16 protein-coding genes and 1 pseudogene are annotated in these 17,096 nt (G+C 65.4%); 11 read left to right on the forward strand and 6 right to left on the reverse strand.

All coding sequences use genetic code 11. From position 1 onward, the window contains the following. Positions 1-380 precede the first annotated feature (380 nt). On the forward strand, positions 381-731 hold the full coding sequence (locus tag RSP_RS20460; RefSeq protein ID WP_011331355.1) for a hypothetical protein: 351 nt from the start codon (positions 381-383) through the stop codon (positions 729-731). A gap of 98 nt (positions 732-829) precedes the next feature. Here RSP_RS20460 and RSP_RS20465 read toward each other — a convergent pair whose 3' ends face one another. The 3 genes from RSP_RS20465 to RSP_RS20475 form a co-directional block, all read right to left on the reverse strand. Continuing rightward, the gene (locus RSP_RS20465) at positions 830-1,918 is read right to left on the reverse strand and encodes a hypothetical protein (protein WP_011331356.1); all 1,089 of its coding nucleotides are present in this window, start codon (positions 1,916-1,918) and stop codon (positions 830-832) included. Continuing rightward, positions 1,915-2,802 (reverse strand): viral aspartic protease, encoded by an 888-nt coding sequence (locus RSP_RS20470; RefSeq protein ID WP_011331357.1) that lies wholly within the window; start codon positions 2,800-2,802, stop codon positions 1,915-1,917. Before RSP_RS20470 ends, RSP_RS20465 begins: the two co-directional genes overlap by 4 nt. Positions 2,803-3,364: 562 nt before the next feature. Continuing rightward, positions 3,365-3,790 (reverse strand): helix-turn-helix domain-containing protein, encoded by a 426-nt coding sequence (locus RSP_RS20475; protein WP_011331358.1) that lies wholly within the window; start codon positions 3,788-3,790, stop codon positions 3,365-3,367. Positions 3,791-4,077: 287 nt separating this feature from the next. On the opposite strand from RSP_RS20475, the gene RSP_RS20480 reads away from it, so the two are divergent. The 7 genes and pseudogenes from RSP_RS20480 to RSP_RS22515 all read left to right on the forward strand — a co-directional run bounded on the left by RSP_RS20480 (position 4,078) and on the right by RSP_RS22515 (position 9,887). After that, positions 4,078-4,503 (forward strand): hypothetical protein, encoded by a 426-nt coding sequence (locus RSP_RS20480; RefSeq protein WP_011331359.1) that lies wholly within the window; start codon positions 4,078-4,080, stop codon positions 4,501-4,503. 137 nt (positions 4,504-4,640) lie between these two features. Then, positions 4,641-5,549 carry a hypothetical protein gene (locus RSP_RS20485; RefSeq protein ID WP_011331360.1) on the forward strand — a complete coding sequence of 303 codons (909 nt, stop codon included), beginning with the start codon at positions 4,641-4,643 and terminating at the stop codon, positions 5,547-5,549. Positions 5,550-5,937: 388 nt separating this feature from the next. Then, the gene (gene vapB, locus RSP_RS20490) at positions 5,938-6,168 is read left to right on the forward strand and encodes a type II toxin-antitoxin system VapB family antitoxin (protein ID WP_011331361.1); all 231 of its coding nucleotides are present in this window, start codon (positions 5,938-5,940) and stop codon (positions 6,166-6,168) included. Next, entirely contained in the window at positions 6,168-6,575 is a 408-nt protein-coding gene (gene vapC / locus RSP_RS20495; protein ID WP_011331362.1) for a type II toxin-antitoxin system tRNA(fMet)-specific endonuclease VapC, read from the forward strand. Before vapB ends, vapC begins: the two co-directional genes overlap by 1 nt. A gap of 369 nt (positions 6,576-6,944) precedes the next feature. Beyond that, a pseudogene (locus RSP_RS20500) lies at positions 6,945-7,055 on the forward strand (SDR family oxidoreductase); the annotation flags it as partial. An 8-nt stretch (positions 7,056-7,063) separates the two neighbouring features. Beyond that, entirely contained in the window at positions 7,064-9,688 is a 2,625-nt protein-coding gene (locus RSP_RS20505; RefSeq protein ID WP_017140473.1) for a cation-transporting P-type ATPase, read from the forward strand. Then, complete coding sequence (locus RSP_RS22515; protein WP_227590684.1) at positions 9,597-9,887, forward strand: Hsp20/alpha crystallin family protein; 291 nt, start codon at positions 9,597-9,599, stop codon at positions 9,885-9,887. The genes RSP_RS20505 and RSP_RS22515 overlap by 92 nt, the downstream gene beginning before the upstream one ends. Positions 9,888-10,192: 305 nt before the next feature. On the opposite strand, the gene RSP_RS20515 is transcribed toward RSP_RS22515, so the two are convergent. Continuing rightward, positions 10,193-12,223 (reverse strand): O-linked N-acetylglucosamine transferase, SPINDLY family protein, encoded by a 2,031-nt coding sequence (locus tag RSP_RS20515; protein WP_017140471.1) that lies wholly within the window; start codon positions 12,221-12,223, stop codon positions 10,193-10,195. Between the two features lie 41 nt (positions 12,224-12,264). On the opposite strand from RSP_RS20515, the gene RSP_RS20520 reads away from it, so the two are divergent. Both RSP_RS20520 and RSP_RS20525 read left to right on the forward strand, forming a co-directional pair. Then, complete coding sequence (locus RSP_RS20520; protein WP_030002945.1) at positions 12,265-12,666, forward strand: MbcA/ParS/Xre antitoxin family protein; 402 nt, start codon at positions 12,265-12,267, stop codon at positions 12,664-12,666. Next, complete coding sequence (locus tag RSP_RS20525; protein ID WP_011331366.1) at positions 12,663-13,370, forward strand: RES family NAD+ phosphorylase; 708 nt, start codon at positions 12,663-12,665, stop codon at positions 13,368-13,370. The genes RSP_RS20520 and RSP_RS20525 overlap by 4 nt, the downstream gene beginning before the upstream one ends. A gap of 575 nt (positions 13,371-13,945) precedes the next feature. Here the strand turns inward: RSP_RS20525 and RSP_RS20530 are convergent. Both RSP_RS20530 and RSP_RS20535 read right to left on the reverse strand, forming a co-directional pair. Beyond that, positions 13,946-14,161, reverse strand: coding sequence for a hypothetical protein (locus RSP_RS20530; RefSeq protein ID WP_017140469.1), 216 nt, complete (start codon positions 14,159-14,161; stop codon positions 13,946-13,948). A 523-nt stretch (positions 14,162-14,684) separates the two neighbouring features. Continuing rightward, on the reverse strand, positions 14,685-15,749 hold the full coding sequence (locus RSP_RS20535) for an acyltransferase family protein (RefSeq protein WP_011331367.1): 1,065 nt from the start codon (positions 15,747-15,749) through the stop codon (positions 14,685-14,687). A gap of 455 nt (positions 15,750-16,204) precedes the next feature. On the opposite strand from RSP_RS20535, the gene RSP_RS20540 reads away from it, so the two are divergent. Further along, a complete protein-coding gene (locus RSP_RS20540) occupies positions 16,205-16,639 on the forward strand; it encodes a glycine zipper family protein (protein ID WP_011331368.1) in 435 nt (144 codons plus the stop codon). Positions 16,640-17,096: the final 457 nt, after the last annotated feature.

A 17,096-nucleotide genomic window follows, 5' to 3' on the forward strand; every position in this document is an offset into this window, starting at 1 on the left:
CTCCGGTTTGACGGTTTGGATCTTGCCTCTTCGCGAGGGAACGACAACAGAAGAGGGAGGAAAGAGGGAGGAAGCGGAACCGGTCGCCGAGCGGTATGGGGCCGGTCTCGCCTCCTGACACCAGGGTGGTCTTCCGCTCCCAAGTCAGATGGCTGACTTCCGGATCGGCCGGATATTCGCCGGATCGGTGAGGAACATCCCGAGACTGCCCTTTGCACGCTCTCGCCGATCGAGCCGGGAGGTCCGCTGGCAAAGGCGCGTAGTCTGACCGGCTGCGCCGCCAGAGTTCGATCGACCTGCGGCCATGAGCCTGCTGGACGAGGGGCCTTGGACCGCATCAGGACTTTCCCGGGATTGCGATTTTCTTTGGAGAAATGCGGATGCAACGGATTGCAATGCTGGGTGCGTTCCTTCTGATTGCCGATGCGGCCTTTGCTGGCTGCGTCGGCTCGGAGACGTTCCAGTCCTGTTGGGACGATGCCGGCAACAGCTACACGGTCAGCCGCTATGGGAACACGACCCATCTCGAGGGTTCCAACACCCGCACGGGCTCACGCTGGAGCCAGGAGAGCCAGACCCTTGGGAATACCACTTACCATCGAGGGCGTTCTGCCGATGGCGGAAACTGGAACATGACGCAGCAGTCGATCGGCGAATCGACCTTCTACAGCGGCCGCGACAGCGACGGGAAGGCGTTCAGCGGAGTTTGCGGCCCCTTCGGCTGCGACTGATCCTGGAGCGCAGGGCGCGTTCGGGCGATGCCAACTTTGGCCAGGACATCCCAGCACTCGAGCCGTGGCAAACGCCCCATTTGCCGGCTGCAGCGCTCCTAGCGGATACGGAAACGCCAGGAGAGATCGAGGCCGACCTGCTGGTTGTCGAAAAGGTCGACACTCGATCGGGTGCGCACATATTGCACCGAAACATCGAGCACCGGCGTGATCTGACGGAAGAGGGCCACGCCGGTGCTCACATCGCTCTGGGCGATGCCGAACACCTGTCCGCCGCTGGCTCGGGACTGCCAGAGAGCGAGCCCGGTCACCGCGCCTGCCATGCGCCAGCGCAGGTCGGCAAAGACATCGAGCCGCTCGACGGTGCGGCCCTCCACGGCCTGTCCGACGCCTATGCCGAAGCGGGTGGCGAGGCCGGACCAGACCGAATGCCACTCAAGCCCCGCCCGTGGCTGACGGTACTCCGGCTGTCGGCGCTCGGTCAGGTCGAGGCGGATCTCATGATAGCTGTTCGGAGCGGTAAAGAGCCGGGCGAACTGGAGGGTGGCCTCGCGCTGCTCGTACTGACTGAGGCTGCGATCGCTCTCGCGCTGGGTGAGGCAGAGGTCGAGAAAGCTCCAGCCCAGCAGGTGGTTGCGGCCGCATAGCTGAAGCCGCCGGTCGCGCCGCTCGTCACCGCTTTGCCGGGCGCGCGAGATGGTGCCATCCGCCTCGATCTGGAGAAACCGCCCGGATCCCCAGGCGAGACGTGCCTCGCTCTCGAAGAGGAGCCCGGCCGTGGCGCCGGATCTGGCAACATAGGCGGGATCGATCTCGAGCCAGCCCCCACCGAGCGCGATGCGCGAGCGGGCCAGCCCGCCGTTGAGGTTCGGCGACCAGCCCAGCGTCGGACTGAGCGATGCCTCCGTCCTCACCCAGCCGATCCCGCTCTCATGGTAGAACCCCTGGGCGATCATGTCTGCCTTCAGCGACAGGGTGCGGGCTATCGGGCTGGCCCCGTCGGCCAGCGCCCGGCCATGGGCCAGGATCCTCAGACGCTCGGAAACGACGAGATCACCGCTGCGCCCGAGGTCGTAGCTCTGGCTGCACGCGCCGCTCGGCGGAAGCGTCGCCGCCACCGCCAGTGCCAGCAGTCCCCGCCCGCGCAGCCGGAGCGGCCTGGCCGGTCCCCTTGTCCGGGTCATCATCGGTAGTTGAGCTGGCTGCCCCAGAAGATCCCATCCGAGTTCAGCCGCGCGCCATCGGCAGTGAAGACGCCCGAGGTCGTCATCTGCTCCTCCTGCCGGGTGAGGCTGGCCTCGTTGCCGCTGATGCTGCCGCGCAGATGGCCCTGGGCGGTCAGGATCTCGCCCCCCACCCGGGCGGTCTGGGTGATCGCGCCGCCGAAGGTGCCGGTAAGGATGTCGAAGGTCAGGTTCTCGGCCAGAATCTCGGTCTCGATGCGGGACGTCTCGTTGAGGCCGGTGCGCAGATGGATGGCTGCGGTGCCGGTATCGAAGTCGATGGTCAGGGCTTCGAGATCGCCCACGCCGGTCTGGACCTCGCCCCCATCGACTCTGGCATAGACCCGGAAGTCGCCGTTGCCGCGGAAGTAGTACTTGCCGCTCCCGATCGGGTTGCCGGCGCCATCGACGTTGTCGAAGGGGGCCTGGTCCGCGGTGAGCCGCAACACCTTCACGACCTGCTCGTGGCCCTCGGCGTCCTTGTCGATCTGAGCGATGACCTCGACGAAGACCGAATTGGCGTAGGCGTTCTCCGCCTGCTCGATGAGGTTGCGATAACCGGCCGGCGTGGCCGGGTTGGAATCGGCGAACTGGCCGAGCGCATCGTAATCCGCCCGGGTCGCGGCATTGTCGATGCGGACGCGGCTATAGCCGTTGTGGTCGGTCACGTAATGCTCGATCCCTTCGGTCACCACCTCGCGGCCGGTGAACTTCGGCTCGACGTTCTTTTCGCCGCTCCCACCCCCGCCGCAGGCGGTCAGGCCGCAGCAGATCAGGGTCCAGGCCAGCGACCGCAGCCGCTTTGACCACGGGCGGACCGCCGCACCCGGCGCACTCGTCAACATCATGAACAACTCCTTCCCGCTCCTGAAGGCCTCGACGGGGCCAGTTTTAGCATGCTCGTCCGAAGGGAGGATGAGCATGGCCGAATTGGTAATTGGCTGACGCAATCGCGGCAATGTGCGCCCCTGTCTCAAGGCTTGAGCGCAGTGCCACGGCATCCGGACGATCGAGCTACGAGGTGACCGTCGAGGTCGTTCAAGGCGCGCTCGTCGTCACATGGGAGAACGGACGCACGCTTCAGCGGTACTGACGGCCGCACGGGCTCGGGCCGCTTTCCGGTTTGACCGGTTTGGATCCTGCCTCTTCGCAAGGGAACGACAACAGAAGAGGGAGGAAGAAGGAGGAAGCGGAACCGGACAAACCGGCAAAGCGCCCGACAGGACCGCCCCGCACCCCATCGCGGGCCGCAGACGGCGTCTGACCCGGCAGAGCCTGTTCGGCATGCCCGACAGGATGGCTGAGAACCGGCGGTCCGACATCCGGTGCTGGCAGTCTCTAACCTCCTGTTGTAGCTCCGAGAGCCGCCCGCGCACCAGGCTTTCGCGCCGCGGGCACCCGGTCCTGCCCTCAGGAGGAGCCTTCCCTGTTGAGAAGCTCCGCGATGCGCAGCGCCGTCTCGATCCGCACGTCCACATCGACGCGCAGATGCATCATCCGGGGATCACCGGAGGAGGGCGGGGACAGGGTGTAGGGCGGCGTGGAGGGGATCGGTTGCTCCCCGAGGGCCTCCAGGGACCGCTCGGACTCCCGTCGGAGCGCCGCGATCCCCGCCTCCAGCGGGTCTATCTCCCATGTCTCAACGCCGAACAGTTCGGCCAGAGCCAGCACTTTTTTGCGCGGTGGGCGCGTGAGGCCGCGACAGTACCGGTTGTAGGTGTCCCGGCTCATGCCCGCCCGGCGCGCCAGTTCCGCCTGGGACAGGCCGCTCCGCTCCGTCAGTTGCTGCAGGCGCCGCGACCAGACAGGCAGCGCCGCCCCCTCCTCGTCCATCATCCTCTTTCGTCCTCTGCCAGCCCGCCGCCAGGCATGTCTCCAGTATGTCGTGAAACATGCCGCGTCAATCCGCGGCTTCATCGGACATATATGATTGATCCGCCAGTACCACGACCTGCGCCCCGTCGCCCGCCGAGAGCCGCTGAAACCATCGATTTTCGATCAAACCACTGATTTCACGTCGGAGTTTTCCACAGGAACACTCTCTCGACAGGGAAGCGGCGATTGACCGGCGCCCGGACGGCCACTTAAAATGCTCATAAATGTCCGTTAACCGAGGAAGTGCCTTGCGGATCAAGATCGAACAGTCCAACGCAGCAGCCATCGAGAAGGCCATTTCGGCCGTGGCCGGCAAGAAGACCCGCTGCATCCATCAGGTCAGTGACGTGATCTGGGCCGCCCAGACGGCCGAGCGGAAGCTCGAGGAATTCGGCCTCCAGAAGACCTGCCGCGCAGGCGCCACAGCCCGGGCAAACCTCGCCGGACCGGGCAAGTCCTACGGCTACAGCCTCGAGGGCACGAGCATCGCCCTCCAGCGTCTCGCGGCCGGCTGGTATCTCACCGACGTCACCCTGCAGCGGATCTACCCGGGCGGCCCGGAACGGATGGATATCCTCATCGACCCCTCGCAGATCGAAGCTGCCCTTCAGGCGAAGCTGCGCAACCTCCGGATCAGCGCGAGGACGCCCGCTCCGACCCAGGCCGCGGCCTGACAGAAGAGCTCGCGAGCCGCCGAAAACGCCCTTCCCCGAGCGCAGGCGGCTCGCGACGCAAACCAGCACGGCCATCGTGCCTGCGATCAACCCCCTGTTGCGCCCCCCGCGGCACAATCTCTCTTCAAGGAACAGACATGTCCACCCATTACGGTTCTTCCGGGCGGAGGCGGCCGAACGCCACTCCCGCGACCTTGCCTGCGCACCCTGCCATGCATCTGGAGGCCCGGCTGCAGGACCTCGACCGCCTTTGGCAGCGGCCGGACCGGGCGCTCCCTCCCGCAACGGCGCACCACTCCTCCACGGCCGCCCTGTCCGCAGCCCCCCTGTCGCATCTGCTGGCGTGCAATGACCTGGGTGCCGCCCTCTGCCAGCATTCCGACAAGCTGAGCCATGCCGATCTGCGTCTCGTGAGCGAAGATGCGGGCTCCCCGCCGCCCGGATCGGTGCAGCTGGACAAGGTTCCGCGCCGGGCCCCCCGGACGCTCTTCCATCTGCACGAATACGGGTTTCCGACAGATCTCTGGTCCTACCGCGAAGGGAACAACATTCGCTTCTTCGTGGCCGCCTACCGCAGCTTCCTGAACATCACGCTGCTGTTCTACTGGACCTGCCATCGGCTCGAGGACGGCAAGCTCGCCTGGTATCGTACGCCCCCGGCCCGGGAGAGGCTCTACGCCCTCGACCGGCTTCTCGCGGCCCCCGGCCAGCCGGTCGTCTTCTGCCTCGACGAAACGAGCCTTGCGGCGGCGGAACGCGCCTTCCCGGACCGCATCGCCACGACCGGAAGTCTCCGGAGCGACGGGGCCGGAAAACATTTCACGCCTCTTGCAGGCCGTGACGTGGTCATCATGGCCGGCCGGAAGCGACCCTGCCGGGCGGAGGTTCGAGAGATCCGGGAGGCCCTCATGACTGTCGGCTGCAGGGTCGCCGAAGACGTCCTGCCCGCCCGCGGCCCCCGCCGCGCAAGAAAAGCAGCCGCACAGAAGCCGTCCTCGCGAAGCGCCCTTCCCGGCGCAGGTCAACTCGCAAATTGCGACTCCTGAGCCGGGCCATCCCCTCACCTGACGAGGCAGGAGGACAGGGGCTCGACGGCGCGCCCCGATCCCGGCGAGGAATCCGGGGGCCCGGCCGCCGAACCACCCCACAGGACGAGAGCGCGCCGGCTCTCGTCCATCCGGTGCTGGCAGGGCAGCCCCGGCCTGACGGTTCGGCAGCCGGGGACGGCTTCGGCGGCTTCCGAGCCATGAACGCCCCGCCATGCTGCCAGTCGCGATCGCCTTGCCGAAGTCATTGCACAGGCAGACCAGCCGGTCTCCCGGGCAGGGAAGAAGGCCCTGACGGCCGAGGTGCTGATCTTGCCCTGGCAAAGCCCGTAGTGAGCGGTATATACTACATGTATATATCTTGGCGCGGTCGGATGGAGGTGCAGAGGTGGATCGGGGATCGGTCTTCATGAACAACCGGACACAGGCCATCCGCCTGCCAAAATCAGTTGCCTTGCCGGAAGGCACGCGGAGCGTCGACATCGTCCGGCTGGGCAGAGCCTGGCTCATCGTGCCGAGCCAGGACAGCTGGGCCCAATGGTTCGATGAGGTCTCTTCGAGTGAAGACTTCATGGAGCGCCGGAAGCAACCGGACGCCGATGAGCGCGACGATCTCTGATGCTGCGCTACATGCTCGACACGAACATCCTGATCTACACGATCAGGAACCGGCCCGGCGAGGTCAGGGCAAAGTTCGAGGCCCATCACGGGACCATGTGCATCTCGGCCGCAACCGCGATGGAACTGATATACGGTGCGCAGAAATCGCAGGCCGTCGAGCGCAACGTGGCGGCGGTCGAGGGACTCCTCGCGCGCCTCGACATTCTGGATCTCGATCTGGCGGCTGCCCAGCATGCCGGGGAGATCCGGGCGCAGTTGGCGCAGGCAGGGACGCCCATCGGGCCGTTCGACGTGATGATCGCGGGACACGCGCGATCTAAGGGCCTGGTCCTCGTGAGCAACAATACGCGGGAATTCGAACGCGTCGACGGCCTGAGACTGGAGAACTGGGTTCAGTCGTCCTGAGGAGCAGCGTGCCTGCTCCTGGGGACCGGGTCCAGGCGAAACAGAGGCAAGCGCCAGCATGGGGTTTGGCGTTGACGGCTCACCGCGGCGCGTCCGAGAGCGGTGGCTCCTGCATCGAGGTCGAACATCCGGGCGGCATACGCCTGATGCTCGATGTCGGCTCTCCGCTGGCCGCGCCAGAGGGTACAGCGGGTCTTCTTCCGGTGACACTCGACCGGAAGAGGCTTGCCACCGAATGCGCCAGCATCCTCAAAATAGCCAGAGAAGGTCATCCGGACGCCTGACCGGGCGGCCCTACTTTAACCGTCAAGGAGTACGATCATGGACCGCTTGCATGGAAAGACCGTCATCGTGACCGGAAGCGCCGTCATGGGCGAGGCCGACGATATCACCTGGGCCGTGGTCTATCTCGCCTCGGACGAGGCGAAGTTCGTGACCGGGGCCGATCTGGTTGTGGACGGCGGCTACACCGCGCGATGAACCGGCCGATGCTCCTTACGGACCCGCACAGCCGCCCCGCCGAAGCCTGCCTTGAAGCCCTCGACGTTTGCCCCAGTGGCCTCACCGACGCCGAAGCCGCCGCCCGACTGGCGCGCCACGGTCCGAACCGCCTGCCCGAGGCGCGCACGCGCGGCCCGGTCCGACGCTTCCTCGCCCAGTTCAACAATGTGCTGATCCATGTGCTGCTCGTGGCCTCGGTCGTGACGGCTGCGCTGCAGCACTGGGTCGACACCGGCGTGATCCTGGCGGTCGTTCTGGCCAATGCGGTCATCGGCTTCATCCAGGAGGGCAAGGCGGAATCCGCCATGGCAGCGATCCGCGGGATGCTGGCCCCCCACGCCGCCGTCCTGCGCAACGGACGGCGCGTCTCGATCGACGGCGCTCATCTCGTGCCCGGCGACATTGTCCTGCTGGAGGCCGGCGACAAGGCCCCGGCCGACCTGCGCCTGATCGAGGCGCGCGGCCTCGCGGCGCAGGAGGCGATCCTGACGGGCGAGTCCGTCCCGGTCGAGAAGGCGACCTACCCCGTCGCGGCCGATGCCCCGCTCGGTGATCGGCGCTCGATGCTCTGGTCGGGCACGTTGGTAACGCAGGGCGCGGCCCGCGGCGTCGTCACCGCCACCGGCGCCGCAACCGAGATCGGGCGGATCGGCGGCCTCCTGGCGGGGGTGGAGCAGCTGACCACGCCGCTCGTCGCGCAGATGGACCATTTCGCGCGCTGGCTGTCTTTCCTGATCCTGCTCGTCGCGGCCCTTCTCCTGCTCTGGGGCTATTTCGTCGGCCACATGGTGTTCGTCGATCTGTTCATGACCGTCGTCGCCATCGCCGTGGCCGCCATCCCCGAGGGCATGCCGGCGGTGATGACGATCACGCTGGCGATCGGCGTTCAGGCCATGGCACGGCGCAACGCCATCGTGCGCCGCCTGCCGGCGATCGAATCCATCGGCTCGGTCTCGGTCATCTGCACCGACAAGACCGGCACGCTGACGCGCAACGAGATGGTGGTGGTCGCCGCGGAAACGCCCCAGGGCGCCTTCCGCATCGCCGGCGAGGGCTATGCCCCCAGCGGCGAGATCACCCCTCCGGGCGACCTGACGCGGCTGGCCCGCGCGGCCGCGCTGTGCAACGACGCGGCCCTGCACGACCGGAGCGGCGTCTGGTCGGCCGAGGGCGACCCGATGGAGGGGGCGCTGCTGGCCTTCGCGGGAAAGGCCGCCAGTGGCCCTGCCGCGACCCGGCTGGATGCCATTCCCTTCGACAGCCGCCATCGCTTCATGGCGGTGCTGACGGAAGGCTCCGGGGGCCGGATGATCCATGTGAAGGGCGCGCCCGAACGCGTCCTGAGCATGTGCCGCGATGCAGACCATGCCCACTGGCACGACCGCGCCGAGGCGATGGCGCGGCGTGGCCTCCGTGTGCTGGCGCTGGCGGAGAAGCCCGAGGACAGCGCCCACATTGACGCGGCCGTGCTGGAAGGCGGGCTCTCCTTCCTCGGTCTCGTCGGGCTGATCGACCCTCCGCGCCCCGAGGCCGTGGCCGCCGTGGCCGAATGCCGCGCCGCCGGCATCCGGGTCAAGATGATCACGGGCGACCACGCGGGCACTGCCGCAGCCATCGCCGCGCAGATCGGGCTGGAGAACCCGCATCGTGTGCTGACCGGGGCCGACCTCGACCGGCTGGACGAGGCGCAACTGGCGCTGGAGGTGCAGGGCGTCGACGTCTTCGCCCGCACCAGCCCCGAGGACAAGCTGCGCCTCGTCACCGCGCTGCAGGCAAACGGCCTGTCGGTCGCCATGACCGGCGACGGGGTGAACGACGCGCCTGCCCTGAAGCGCGCCGACGCCGGCATCGCCATGGGCCTCAAGGGATCCGAGGCGGCGAAGGAGGCCGCCGATCTGGTGCTGGCCGACGACAACTTCGCCACCCTCGCGGCAGCGGTGCGCGAAGGGCGCACCGTCTACGACAACCTCAAGAAGGTCATCAGCTGGACCCTTCCCACGAATGCGGGCGAGGCGCTGGTGGTGATTACCGCGTTGGTGGCGGGCATGGCTCTGCCCATGTCCGCGGTGCAGATCCTCTGGATCAACCTGATCACCGGCATCACCCTGGGCCTTGCCCTTGCGTTCGAGCCGACCGAGAGGGGCACCATGGCCCGCCCGCCCCGCCCGCGCGAGGCGCCGATCCTCTCAGGCGAGCTGGTGTGGCATGTGGTGCTGGTGGCCGTCCTGTTCCTCGCTGCGGTCTTCGGCATGTTCACCTATGCGCTGGACAAGGGCTATGCGCTTCCGCTCGCCCAGACCATCGCGTTGAACACGCTGGTGGTGCTGGAGATCTGCCATCTCTTCTTCATCCGCAACATTCACGGCACCTCGCTGACCTGGGCCGCCGTGCGGGGGACGAAAGTGGTCTGGATCGTGGTGATCGCCATCACCCTGGCGCAATTCGCCGTCACCTATGTGCCGTTCCTGCAGCGCATTCTCGGGACTGAGGCGGTTCCGCTGGCGGACGGGCTGCTTGTCGTTGCCGTCGGCGCGATCTTTCTGGCCATCGTCGAGATCGAGAAGCAGATCCGGCTCGGTCTCAGGCGGACCAAGGGAGAAACGAAGGGGTGAGATACTCCGGGGCAGGTCCACCTGCTCCCCTCTCCGTGAGCGCGAGACCGGCATGATGCAGCGGACCTTCCGCCTGCCGGCCGGAGTGGCCACCGAGGCCGTCGCCGCGCGCTACCAGAACGGCGTGCTGACGATCACCCTGCCAAAGACAGCCGATGCCCGGGAGAAGGAACGCAAGATCGAGGTTCAGGCCGCCTGACGCCCTGAGCTCGTTCCCCCGAGCGGCGGCCCGAGGGGCAGGAGTCTCGCTAGCCGAGACTCCTGTTTCTCAGGGAGGGGATGGCTTCCGCCCGAGTGGGCTGGGACGGAGCATGCCGAGGCTCGCAGGGCACCGCCCGGAAGCGGACGGTTCGCCCATGAAGGACAGCTTGAAGCGGGTCTGATACCGAGCGGAGCAGAAGGACACCCGACGCGCGGCTGCAACGGCAGTTGGTGTCTTACAGACATCTCGCCATCCGTCCACCAGACTGCGGTCACATAAGATGGGCGAGTCCAAGGGCGTGATCAACAGGGGTCATGCCTCAAGAAATCGTCCAGAGCCGTGATGAAGATGTTGTCTTCATAGAGCGCTTGCCCGCGGTCGCGCAGCGTGGTGGAGCAGTAGCGGCGATAGTCCGTGTCATTCCCCAAAGCGATCAACTTATTGATGTACTCATCGATAGATGCAGCCACAAATTCGTCTGCTTGCATCCTTTGGAGGATGGCCGATGTGTGCCTGCCCCTCATGAAGTCGCCCGGCATTGTAGCGAGGGGGAGGGCGTCCCGGACGGCCGCGAGACTGGTGTTGCCGCCGCTCCAGCCCAGGCTGTCTACGACGACATCCATCGACCGCATCAGCCGGTTGAAGTCTTCAGAGCTGCGCCGTGGCAGAAACAGGACAAATCTGTCGGCGTCGAGCCCGAAGCGCCGGAATGCGCCCTGTAGACGCTCGCGCAGGACGGCCGTCATATAGGATGGCTTGCCCTCGAGAAACACAAACAGCGCCTTCGGAACTTCCAATGCGATACGCGGGAACAAGTCGTCGTAGCGCGGAAGATACTTGAAGAGCGACTGCAGGCAGCCGTAGAGGATCCGGTCTTCCCGAAGTCGCGGCGCGGGTTCAGCCAGTCCCTGCTGGCATGGATCCAGATACAGCGCCAAGTTCGGCAGTCGCAAGAGCCTCTCGCTGTAGTGCGCCTGCGCGCCCTCTGGCTCCATCAGGTCGCTGGAGAGGAAGAAATCCATTTGGGTCGAACCGGTAGTCACCGGATGTCCCCATGCAGTGAATTGCGTCCGGGCAATGCGATGCAGTGACAGGATGCGGCTGACACTGGTCATTCCGACGTCCGGCAGCATGAGGAAGTCCAGATCGTCCGCCCGCATGACGTTCACGACCGTCTCGAATGCCATCGGGTCGAAGCGCAGAGTGCGATGCGTCCCCAGAGCCGCAAACCGGCGCGAAAGATCATCACTTTCCGACTGGAAGCAATAGGTGAAGAACTCGTAATCGGCCTTGGGCAAGTGGCTCAACCAGCCATAGGCCCAGTTCGCAGCGTTGTGGTTTCTCAGGAAGTGCGAAGCGATACCAAGCCGGATCCGGTGCCGGCCTCCGGGTCTGTGCGCCGGGGGCGTGTTCAAGATGCCGAGGAGCTGCGTCAGGACAGTCGACAGGCGCTCCATCAAAGGCCGGTCGTTCTGCTGGTGGTAGGCGATGTAGAAGCCGGTGATCTTGGTCGCCGCGCGCCGCATCACTGCCCGCTCACCCATTTTCTGCGGGTCCGTATCTTCCAAACGTTGCGCCAACCCCGCCAGAACCTGCTCGATCCGGTTGCGCATGCGCGAGAGTTCCTCTTCCGAGCGGAAGATGGCCGGCTGGCACTCGATGGACAGCAGGTTCACGCATTCCTCGACCCAGGCGCCGATGCCGTGGAGATTGAGCGCCGCAGCCTGCAATTCCTGCCGGTAGCAGGACAGGGCAGCATCCATCTGCCCCATTTCCTTCAGCGTATTTCCGAGGTTTGCGGCAGCTTCTGCAAACTCGGGCTTCAGATCCAAGGCCCGCCTGTAGCTGTCGGCAGCCGCCTCGATCTGTCCGTCTGCCCTGAGCAGGATGCCGAGATTGTTGTGGGCTTCGGCGAAGGCCGGGTTCAGGTGGACTGCCTGCCTGTAGCTTGCCAGGGCTTCATCGAGGAAGCCAAGGTCTCTTAACGCCAGGCCGAGCATGTTGTGGGCTTCGGCGTACCCCGGCCGCAGGGCGATCGCCTGCCTCAGGCTCGCGATCGCCTCGCCGGGCCGACCCAGCTGCCGGAGCGCGGCGCCCAGGTTGTTATGGGCCTCGGGATAGTGCGGCCTCAGATGCAGCGCCCTGCGGTAGCACGCGCTCGCCGACTCGAGTTCCTCGCCCTCGCTCAGCGCACAGCCGAGGTTGTAATGCGCCTCCGCATAGGCGGGCTTGAGCTTCAGAGCCTCGCTGTAGCATCCGATCGCCTCCTTCAGGCGTTCTTCAGGGCACGGTGCGCCTTGCCCTTGTGGGGCAATCAGAGATGAAAAGCTCATTTGGCCTTCACATTGAGCCCATATGCACTATCTTGAGAGCAATGGAGGCCGATATGCACGTTGCAGAGAAAATCCGGGAACCTGCCCAGATCAACGCCGTGGCGTTGAAAGCCTATGCCCGCATTGCCCAGGCCTGGGGCCTCAGCCTGAAGGAAGCGGCCGGCCTCGCCGACATGTCGGAAAGCACATGGAAGCGCGCCAGGAAGCCGGATTTCGCAGGAGAACTGACCAAGGATCAACTCCTTCGGCTGAGTGCCGTGATCGGCATCTACAAGTCGCTCGAACTCTACTTCTCCGAACCCCTCGCCAGATGCTGGTTCATCACCCCAAATACCGGGCCGCTGTTCGGTGGCAGCCGTCCAGTAGACACCGCCATCGAAGGCGGGCTGCCGCAGATCCTCGCGGTGCGGACCTATCTTGACGCCTTGCGCGGTGGGGCATGAGGCAGACGGACATTTCCGATCGCGCTCTCGTGCGCCTCCTGCCCGCCACTTACCACAAGCCGCCTGCCCTGCGCGGTCTCGTCGATACCGATGATGAGTTGGATATCCTGGCCCAGATCGAAGGCCTGACCAGCGGCCGCCTCCTGGCCGAGCGGGGCCGCAACCCGCATCTGGACCCGCGGGAGCTTGCCTGGCAGCGGCGCAGCCGTGATCTGCGCATCTACGGCAACAGTCATGTCAACGCGGCCTTCACCTACACGCGAACCGGCGGAAACCGCTTCAACACCGAGGAGCGCGGGGCCTGGTACTGCGCATGGGACGTGATGGTCTCCGTCAGTGAAGTGGCTTGGCACCGGACGCGGGAACTGGGCTTCATGGGCAGCTTCACTGACAGCGCCCGCTATGTGGAACTGCTGGCAGATTTCATCGGGGTCTTTGACGACCTCACCGATGAGCCGGGTCATCCGGTGCTGCATCCGGATCCGGCTGTCGGCTATCCGGAAGGCCAGAGCCTCGCCCAGCATCTGCGCCGGGCCGGATCCCGCGGGCTCATCTACCCATCGGTGCGGGCCCCGGCACCCGGAGGGAACTGCCTGGTCTGCTTCGACCCGCGCGCCATCCAGAACGTCCGTCCGGGGGCATCCTGGGATCTCGTCTGGGACGGAACCCCGCACTACTCCATCATGGCGGTCGCCGCAGAATGACGGTGGCATTGCGTCGAGGGGACTTGCCCGCTGATCAGGCACGACTTGTGCGCCTTGAACTGGTCGAGCGCAGGTCGCTGCTCATGTCATGAAACCGGTCGCCGCCGAACCGTCGCGCGGCCGGGCTGGGCGACCCAGCATCACCCATCCTTTTTCCGATAATGGCGCGGCTCCCGGCAGAAGGCAGATGCTACGCTTCCGGCAGCCGCCGAGGTGACCCCTAACCACCTCGGACGGTCAGGCCGCAGGATCCGTGGTTACGTGGACACCCTGCGGCCGTCACTCCTCCGGCCAGTCCAGGCCCGACCGGCACGGGCCGCCGCGGGATCGATGAATATGCCCGCTCAGCACACATGCGGAACGCATGGCGATTGTGGGAAGCCCCTATGCGACTGAGGTAGGCGCCTGGGGCACTGATCACCGAATTGCTACGTCAACTCGCCCCATGGTGCTTGTTATGCTGCCGTCAGCCTATGGAGCCGCTCGCCCCGCGGCCGCCAGAGGTCAGGTCGCAGGGTGCGCGGGAGGCCCACGCAGTCCTGCGGCCGCCTCAATCGGGTGGCCCAACTGGGGCATCAGAGCATGTGGCGGTGGCGCTTGCGTTCCAGGATTTCCCGGAGCGCTGAAGCCTTCAGTCGATATTCTTCGATGATGGCCGCCTTGGTCTCCTCATCGGGGCGCACCTCCGCTCCGAACCATAACATGCCGTTCTCGACAGCGATGGCAATTCCCTCCGCGACATTGATCTCCTGCTCAAGCCACGCCAGATAAGAGTTCGAAACATTCGTCATTCATGGCTCCTGCAAAACTCACCGTACAAACTGGCGCAACCGGAATCACCACCACATCAATGCGGCGCCGGTCACCTGCCCTTTTATCCCAGGCGGATACGACGCAAAAGCGCAACGCGCCTCAGACAATCCGGAACCGTGATGCTGTATCGGTCATCGCCCCGGCATCCGGACGCAGCAGCGGCCCTTCCGGCAAGCAGAACGGGCGCCAGTTCCAGAGCCAGAATTGCGCAAGAGAGGCCCGGTCGGCCCGAAATGGGCATCTGCAGCGATCTCGGCACGAGATAGACTCGGATTGCAGCTACGCCAGAAATTCTCGAACCGATTTTAGCCCATTTCCCGAAGTGTCCGCTGGGTTGGAAAATTCAGCCCTGAATTCGGTCTCCGCCTTCCGCCGGAGACCGTCGGATGACGCATCTGCGCGTGGACGGGGACATAGGGATCGAGGCGACGCTGCGGATCGTGGAGCTTCTCGACAAGGAGCGCACCTCCTGACAGGCCTGTGACGGCGCTCCCGGTGCGGCTACAGGCCTTTTCGCCTTGGCGCCGAGAGGGCAGCCAGCAGCCTGCGTTCCACCATCTGATGGAAAAGGGCGCCCAGCACGACGGCGAAGGCGGTCAGAAGGAAGAGCGTGGCAAGGGGCGGCATCCACACCTGCAGTCCCAGCATTGCCATCGGAACCGCCAGGATGTTCATCGCGGGCAGGTGGATGAGGTAGATGGCGTAGGAAGCGTTTCCGAGAAACACGCACCAGGCCGGAGCGGTTGTCCGGGCTCGCGCAAGTGCCGCGATCACGGCTGCGGCCACTATTCCGTAAGCCAGGCATCGCAGCGGCAGCGGCCAGACGACCAGGTACTGCTCGCTCAGCCCGACGAGCAGGAACCCCGTGCTCCCGGCAATGATCAGCGGCCAGGTCCCGCCTGCCGGCAGCCGGCGGTAGCATCCGGCAACCAGTACTCCGATCACGAAGAGCACGTTGTAGGGCGAGAACAGAAATTCCATGGGATACCAGGAGGAGGGGCTCACCATCTGCACGAGGGTGCCGATCATCCAGATCGTGAAGAGGCCGAGGCCGATCTCGAAGGCGATGATGAACAGCAGGAAGAGCATGTAGAACAGGATCTCGTGCTTGAGTGTCCAAGCCACCGGAAGGAGGGGGCCCTGCGGAGCGGGAAGCAGCAGAAAATCCCGCAGAAGGGCCGAGGGGGCGAGGCGGTCCTCATCGACCAATCCGTCTGCTGCGGCATAGAGCAGAACAAGCCCGCTCAGCACGATCCAGTAGGGCGGATAGATCCGCAGAAAGCGCTTGCGCAGGAAGCGGCGCGCCCGCTCCGGCCTGCTGAAGTCGGCGGCATGGATATGCGCAATGATGAAGCCCGAGAGGACGAAGAAGAATTCGACGCCCGCATAGCCCATCCCGAAGCCGCGCCACACCATCGCTCCGTCGTAGAGCCGCAGCGGGAGGACGAAATTGTTGGCGTGAAACAGCACCACGCCGATGGCTGCGATCATCCGGCACGCCTGAAGGCCTTCCAGGCGCTGCGGAGGCCGCTGTCCGGACCAATGCACATCACAAGAACCACGCATAACATCAAACCTGACAACATTATTGCAAAAAAAGGCGGCTGCCTTTCGCAGGATCGGCCTTCCGCGCTGAAGTATGTCAATCTGTAATCTGGCTCGGACGGGCAACTCGGGCAAGTTCACGAGCGTCGAGTGGCCAGATCCCGCCACCTTCCTGAGACGGGAAGCTCGAAAGGCTTGGGTGCGGGCGATGATTTACGTCGGCCATCGCCCCGGCATCTGGACGCCGCAGCGGCACTTCAGGTGTGTGGGTATGCGCGGCGGCCCCGTAAAAAGGCGCTGGTTCGAGAGGCCCGGTCGGTCCGGAATGCCGCATCTGCAGCGATCTCGGCATGGGATAGGCTCGGATTGCAGCCAAGCCAGAAACTCTCGAACCGATTTTAACGCATTGCGCGCAATACGTGCTCGGTCCGAAGGCAGGCTTGGCGTCGAGAGCGCCCACGGGATTGAGAAACTAGATGAAAAACCTGACTTTGATTGGCATCGCAGCCGCTCTTGCACTGGCTGCCTGCGAGCCGGTGCAGAAGCTGGAGGATTATCGTCCGGTCGTGGATCCGGAAAAGACGAACGCCCAGAAGTACGAAAAGGACCTGGCCGCGTGTCGGGGCATCGCCCTGAACCTCGAGGCGGACTACAAGGCCCGGCAGGAGAAGGAACTCGGAAAACAGATGGCCATCGGCATCCTCACCGGAGTGGTTCTTGGCGCGGCCGTGGGGCATAATACCGGCTACCAGGGCGACTATGTGGCCGCGGGAGCTGTTGCTGGTGCTGCCGCCGGGGCCGGTTCCGGAGACTATACCCATGACCTCGTGACCTACGGACCGCGTCGCGTCGTCGATCGCTGCATGTCGGGCCGCGGGCACGTCATCCTGAACGACATCGGCCGCGGGTAGCTCCTGCAGAGGCCCCACAGTCGCCGGCCCGCCGCGAACGGCAGCGGGTCGAAACTGTTTCATCCGAGTGCGGGCCTGCCCGGCTTCAGCGTCGTCGCGAGAGAGGCCAGTATCCGTGATCCGGGGATGCCGGTCCTCCACCCTCCTGCGAGGGATCAGACCAGAGCGCGAGAACGAGTAACCTGCGATCCCCCCTTGCGGGATCTGATCGAAGCCATTCCCGTCGCCTTGTCCGTTCCCCTCCGACCGAGGCCCTCGAGCGCCGGGGCTCTGGCACGATGTGGGAAGACGGGACGCGGCCGCCCTCAACCGCACGGCATGAGGATCCGGCCCGGGAGGCGGCGGCGGTTTGGCCGCTTTGCCGCTTTGCTTTTCTCCCGATCCTGAGCGGAGAGAGAAGGGTTCCCTGGAGAGAGCGGGTGGAGACGTCAGCGCCAAACCGCCAAATCGGCAGCGG

This window comes from Cereibacter sphaeroides 2.4.1, from assembly GCF_000012905.2.
GTDB classification, from domain to species: domain Bacteria; phylum Pseudomonadota; class Alphaproteobacteria; order Rhodobacterales; family Rhodobacteraceae; genus Cereibacter_A; species Cereibacter_A sphaeroides.

Excerpts from the sequence above, each read along its gene's own strand:
- RSP_RS20460 (WP_011331355.1), top strand. The coding sequence starts at position 381 with ATGCAACGGATTGCAATGCTGGGTGCGTTCCTTCTGATTGCCGATGCG.
- RSP_RS20465 (WP_011331356.1), bottom strand. The coding sequence starts at position 1,918 with ATGATGACCCGGACAAGGGGACCGGCCAGGCCGCTCCGGCTGCGCGGG.
- RSP_RS20470 (WP_011331357.1), bottom strand. The coding sequence starts at position 2,802 with ATGATGTTGACGAGTGCGCCGGGTGCGGCGGTCCGCCCGTGGTCAAAG.
- RSP_RS20475 (WP_011331358.1), bottom strand. The coding sequence starts at position 3,790 with ATGATGGACGAGGAGGGGGCGGCGCTGCCTGTCTGGTCGCGGCGCCTG.
- RSP_RS20485 (WP_011331360.1), top strand. The coding sequence starts at position 4,641 with ATGTCCACCCATTACGGTTCTTCCGGGCGGAGGCGGCCGAACGCCACT.
- vapC (WP_011331362.1), top strand. The coding sequence starts at position 6,168 with ATGCTGCGCTACATGCTCGACACGAACATCCTGATCTACACGATCAGG.
- RSP_RS20505 (WP_017140473.1), top strand. The coding sequence starts at position 7,064 with ATGCTCCTTACGGACCCGCACAGCCGCCCCGCCGAAGCCTGCCTTGAA.
- RSP_RS20515 (WP_017140471.1), bottom strand. The coding sequence starts at position 12,223 with ATGAGCTTTTCATCTCTGATTGCCCCACAAGGGCAAGGCGCACCGTGC.
- RSP_RS20520 (WP_030002945.1), top strand. The coding sequence starts at position 12,265 with ATGGAGGCCGATATGCACGTTGCAGAGAAAATCCGGGAACCTGCCCAG.
- RSP_RS20525 (WP_011331366.1), top strand. The coding sequence starts at position 12,663 with ATGAGGCAGACGGACATTTCCGATCGCGCTCTCGTGCGCCTCCTGCCC.
- RSP_RS20530 (WP_017140469.1), bottom strand. The coding sequence starts at position 14,161 with ATGACGAATGTTTCGAACTCTTATCTGGCGTGGCTTGAGCAGGAGATC.
- RSP_RS20535 (WP_011331367.1), bottom strand. The coding sequence starts at position 15,749 with ATGCGTGGTTCTTGTGATGTGCATTGGTCCGGACAGCGGCCTCCGCAG.
- RSP_RS20540 (WP_011331368.1), top strand. The coding sequence starts at position 16,205 with ATGAAAAACCTGACTTTGATTGGCATCGCAGCCGCTCTTGCACTGGCT.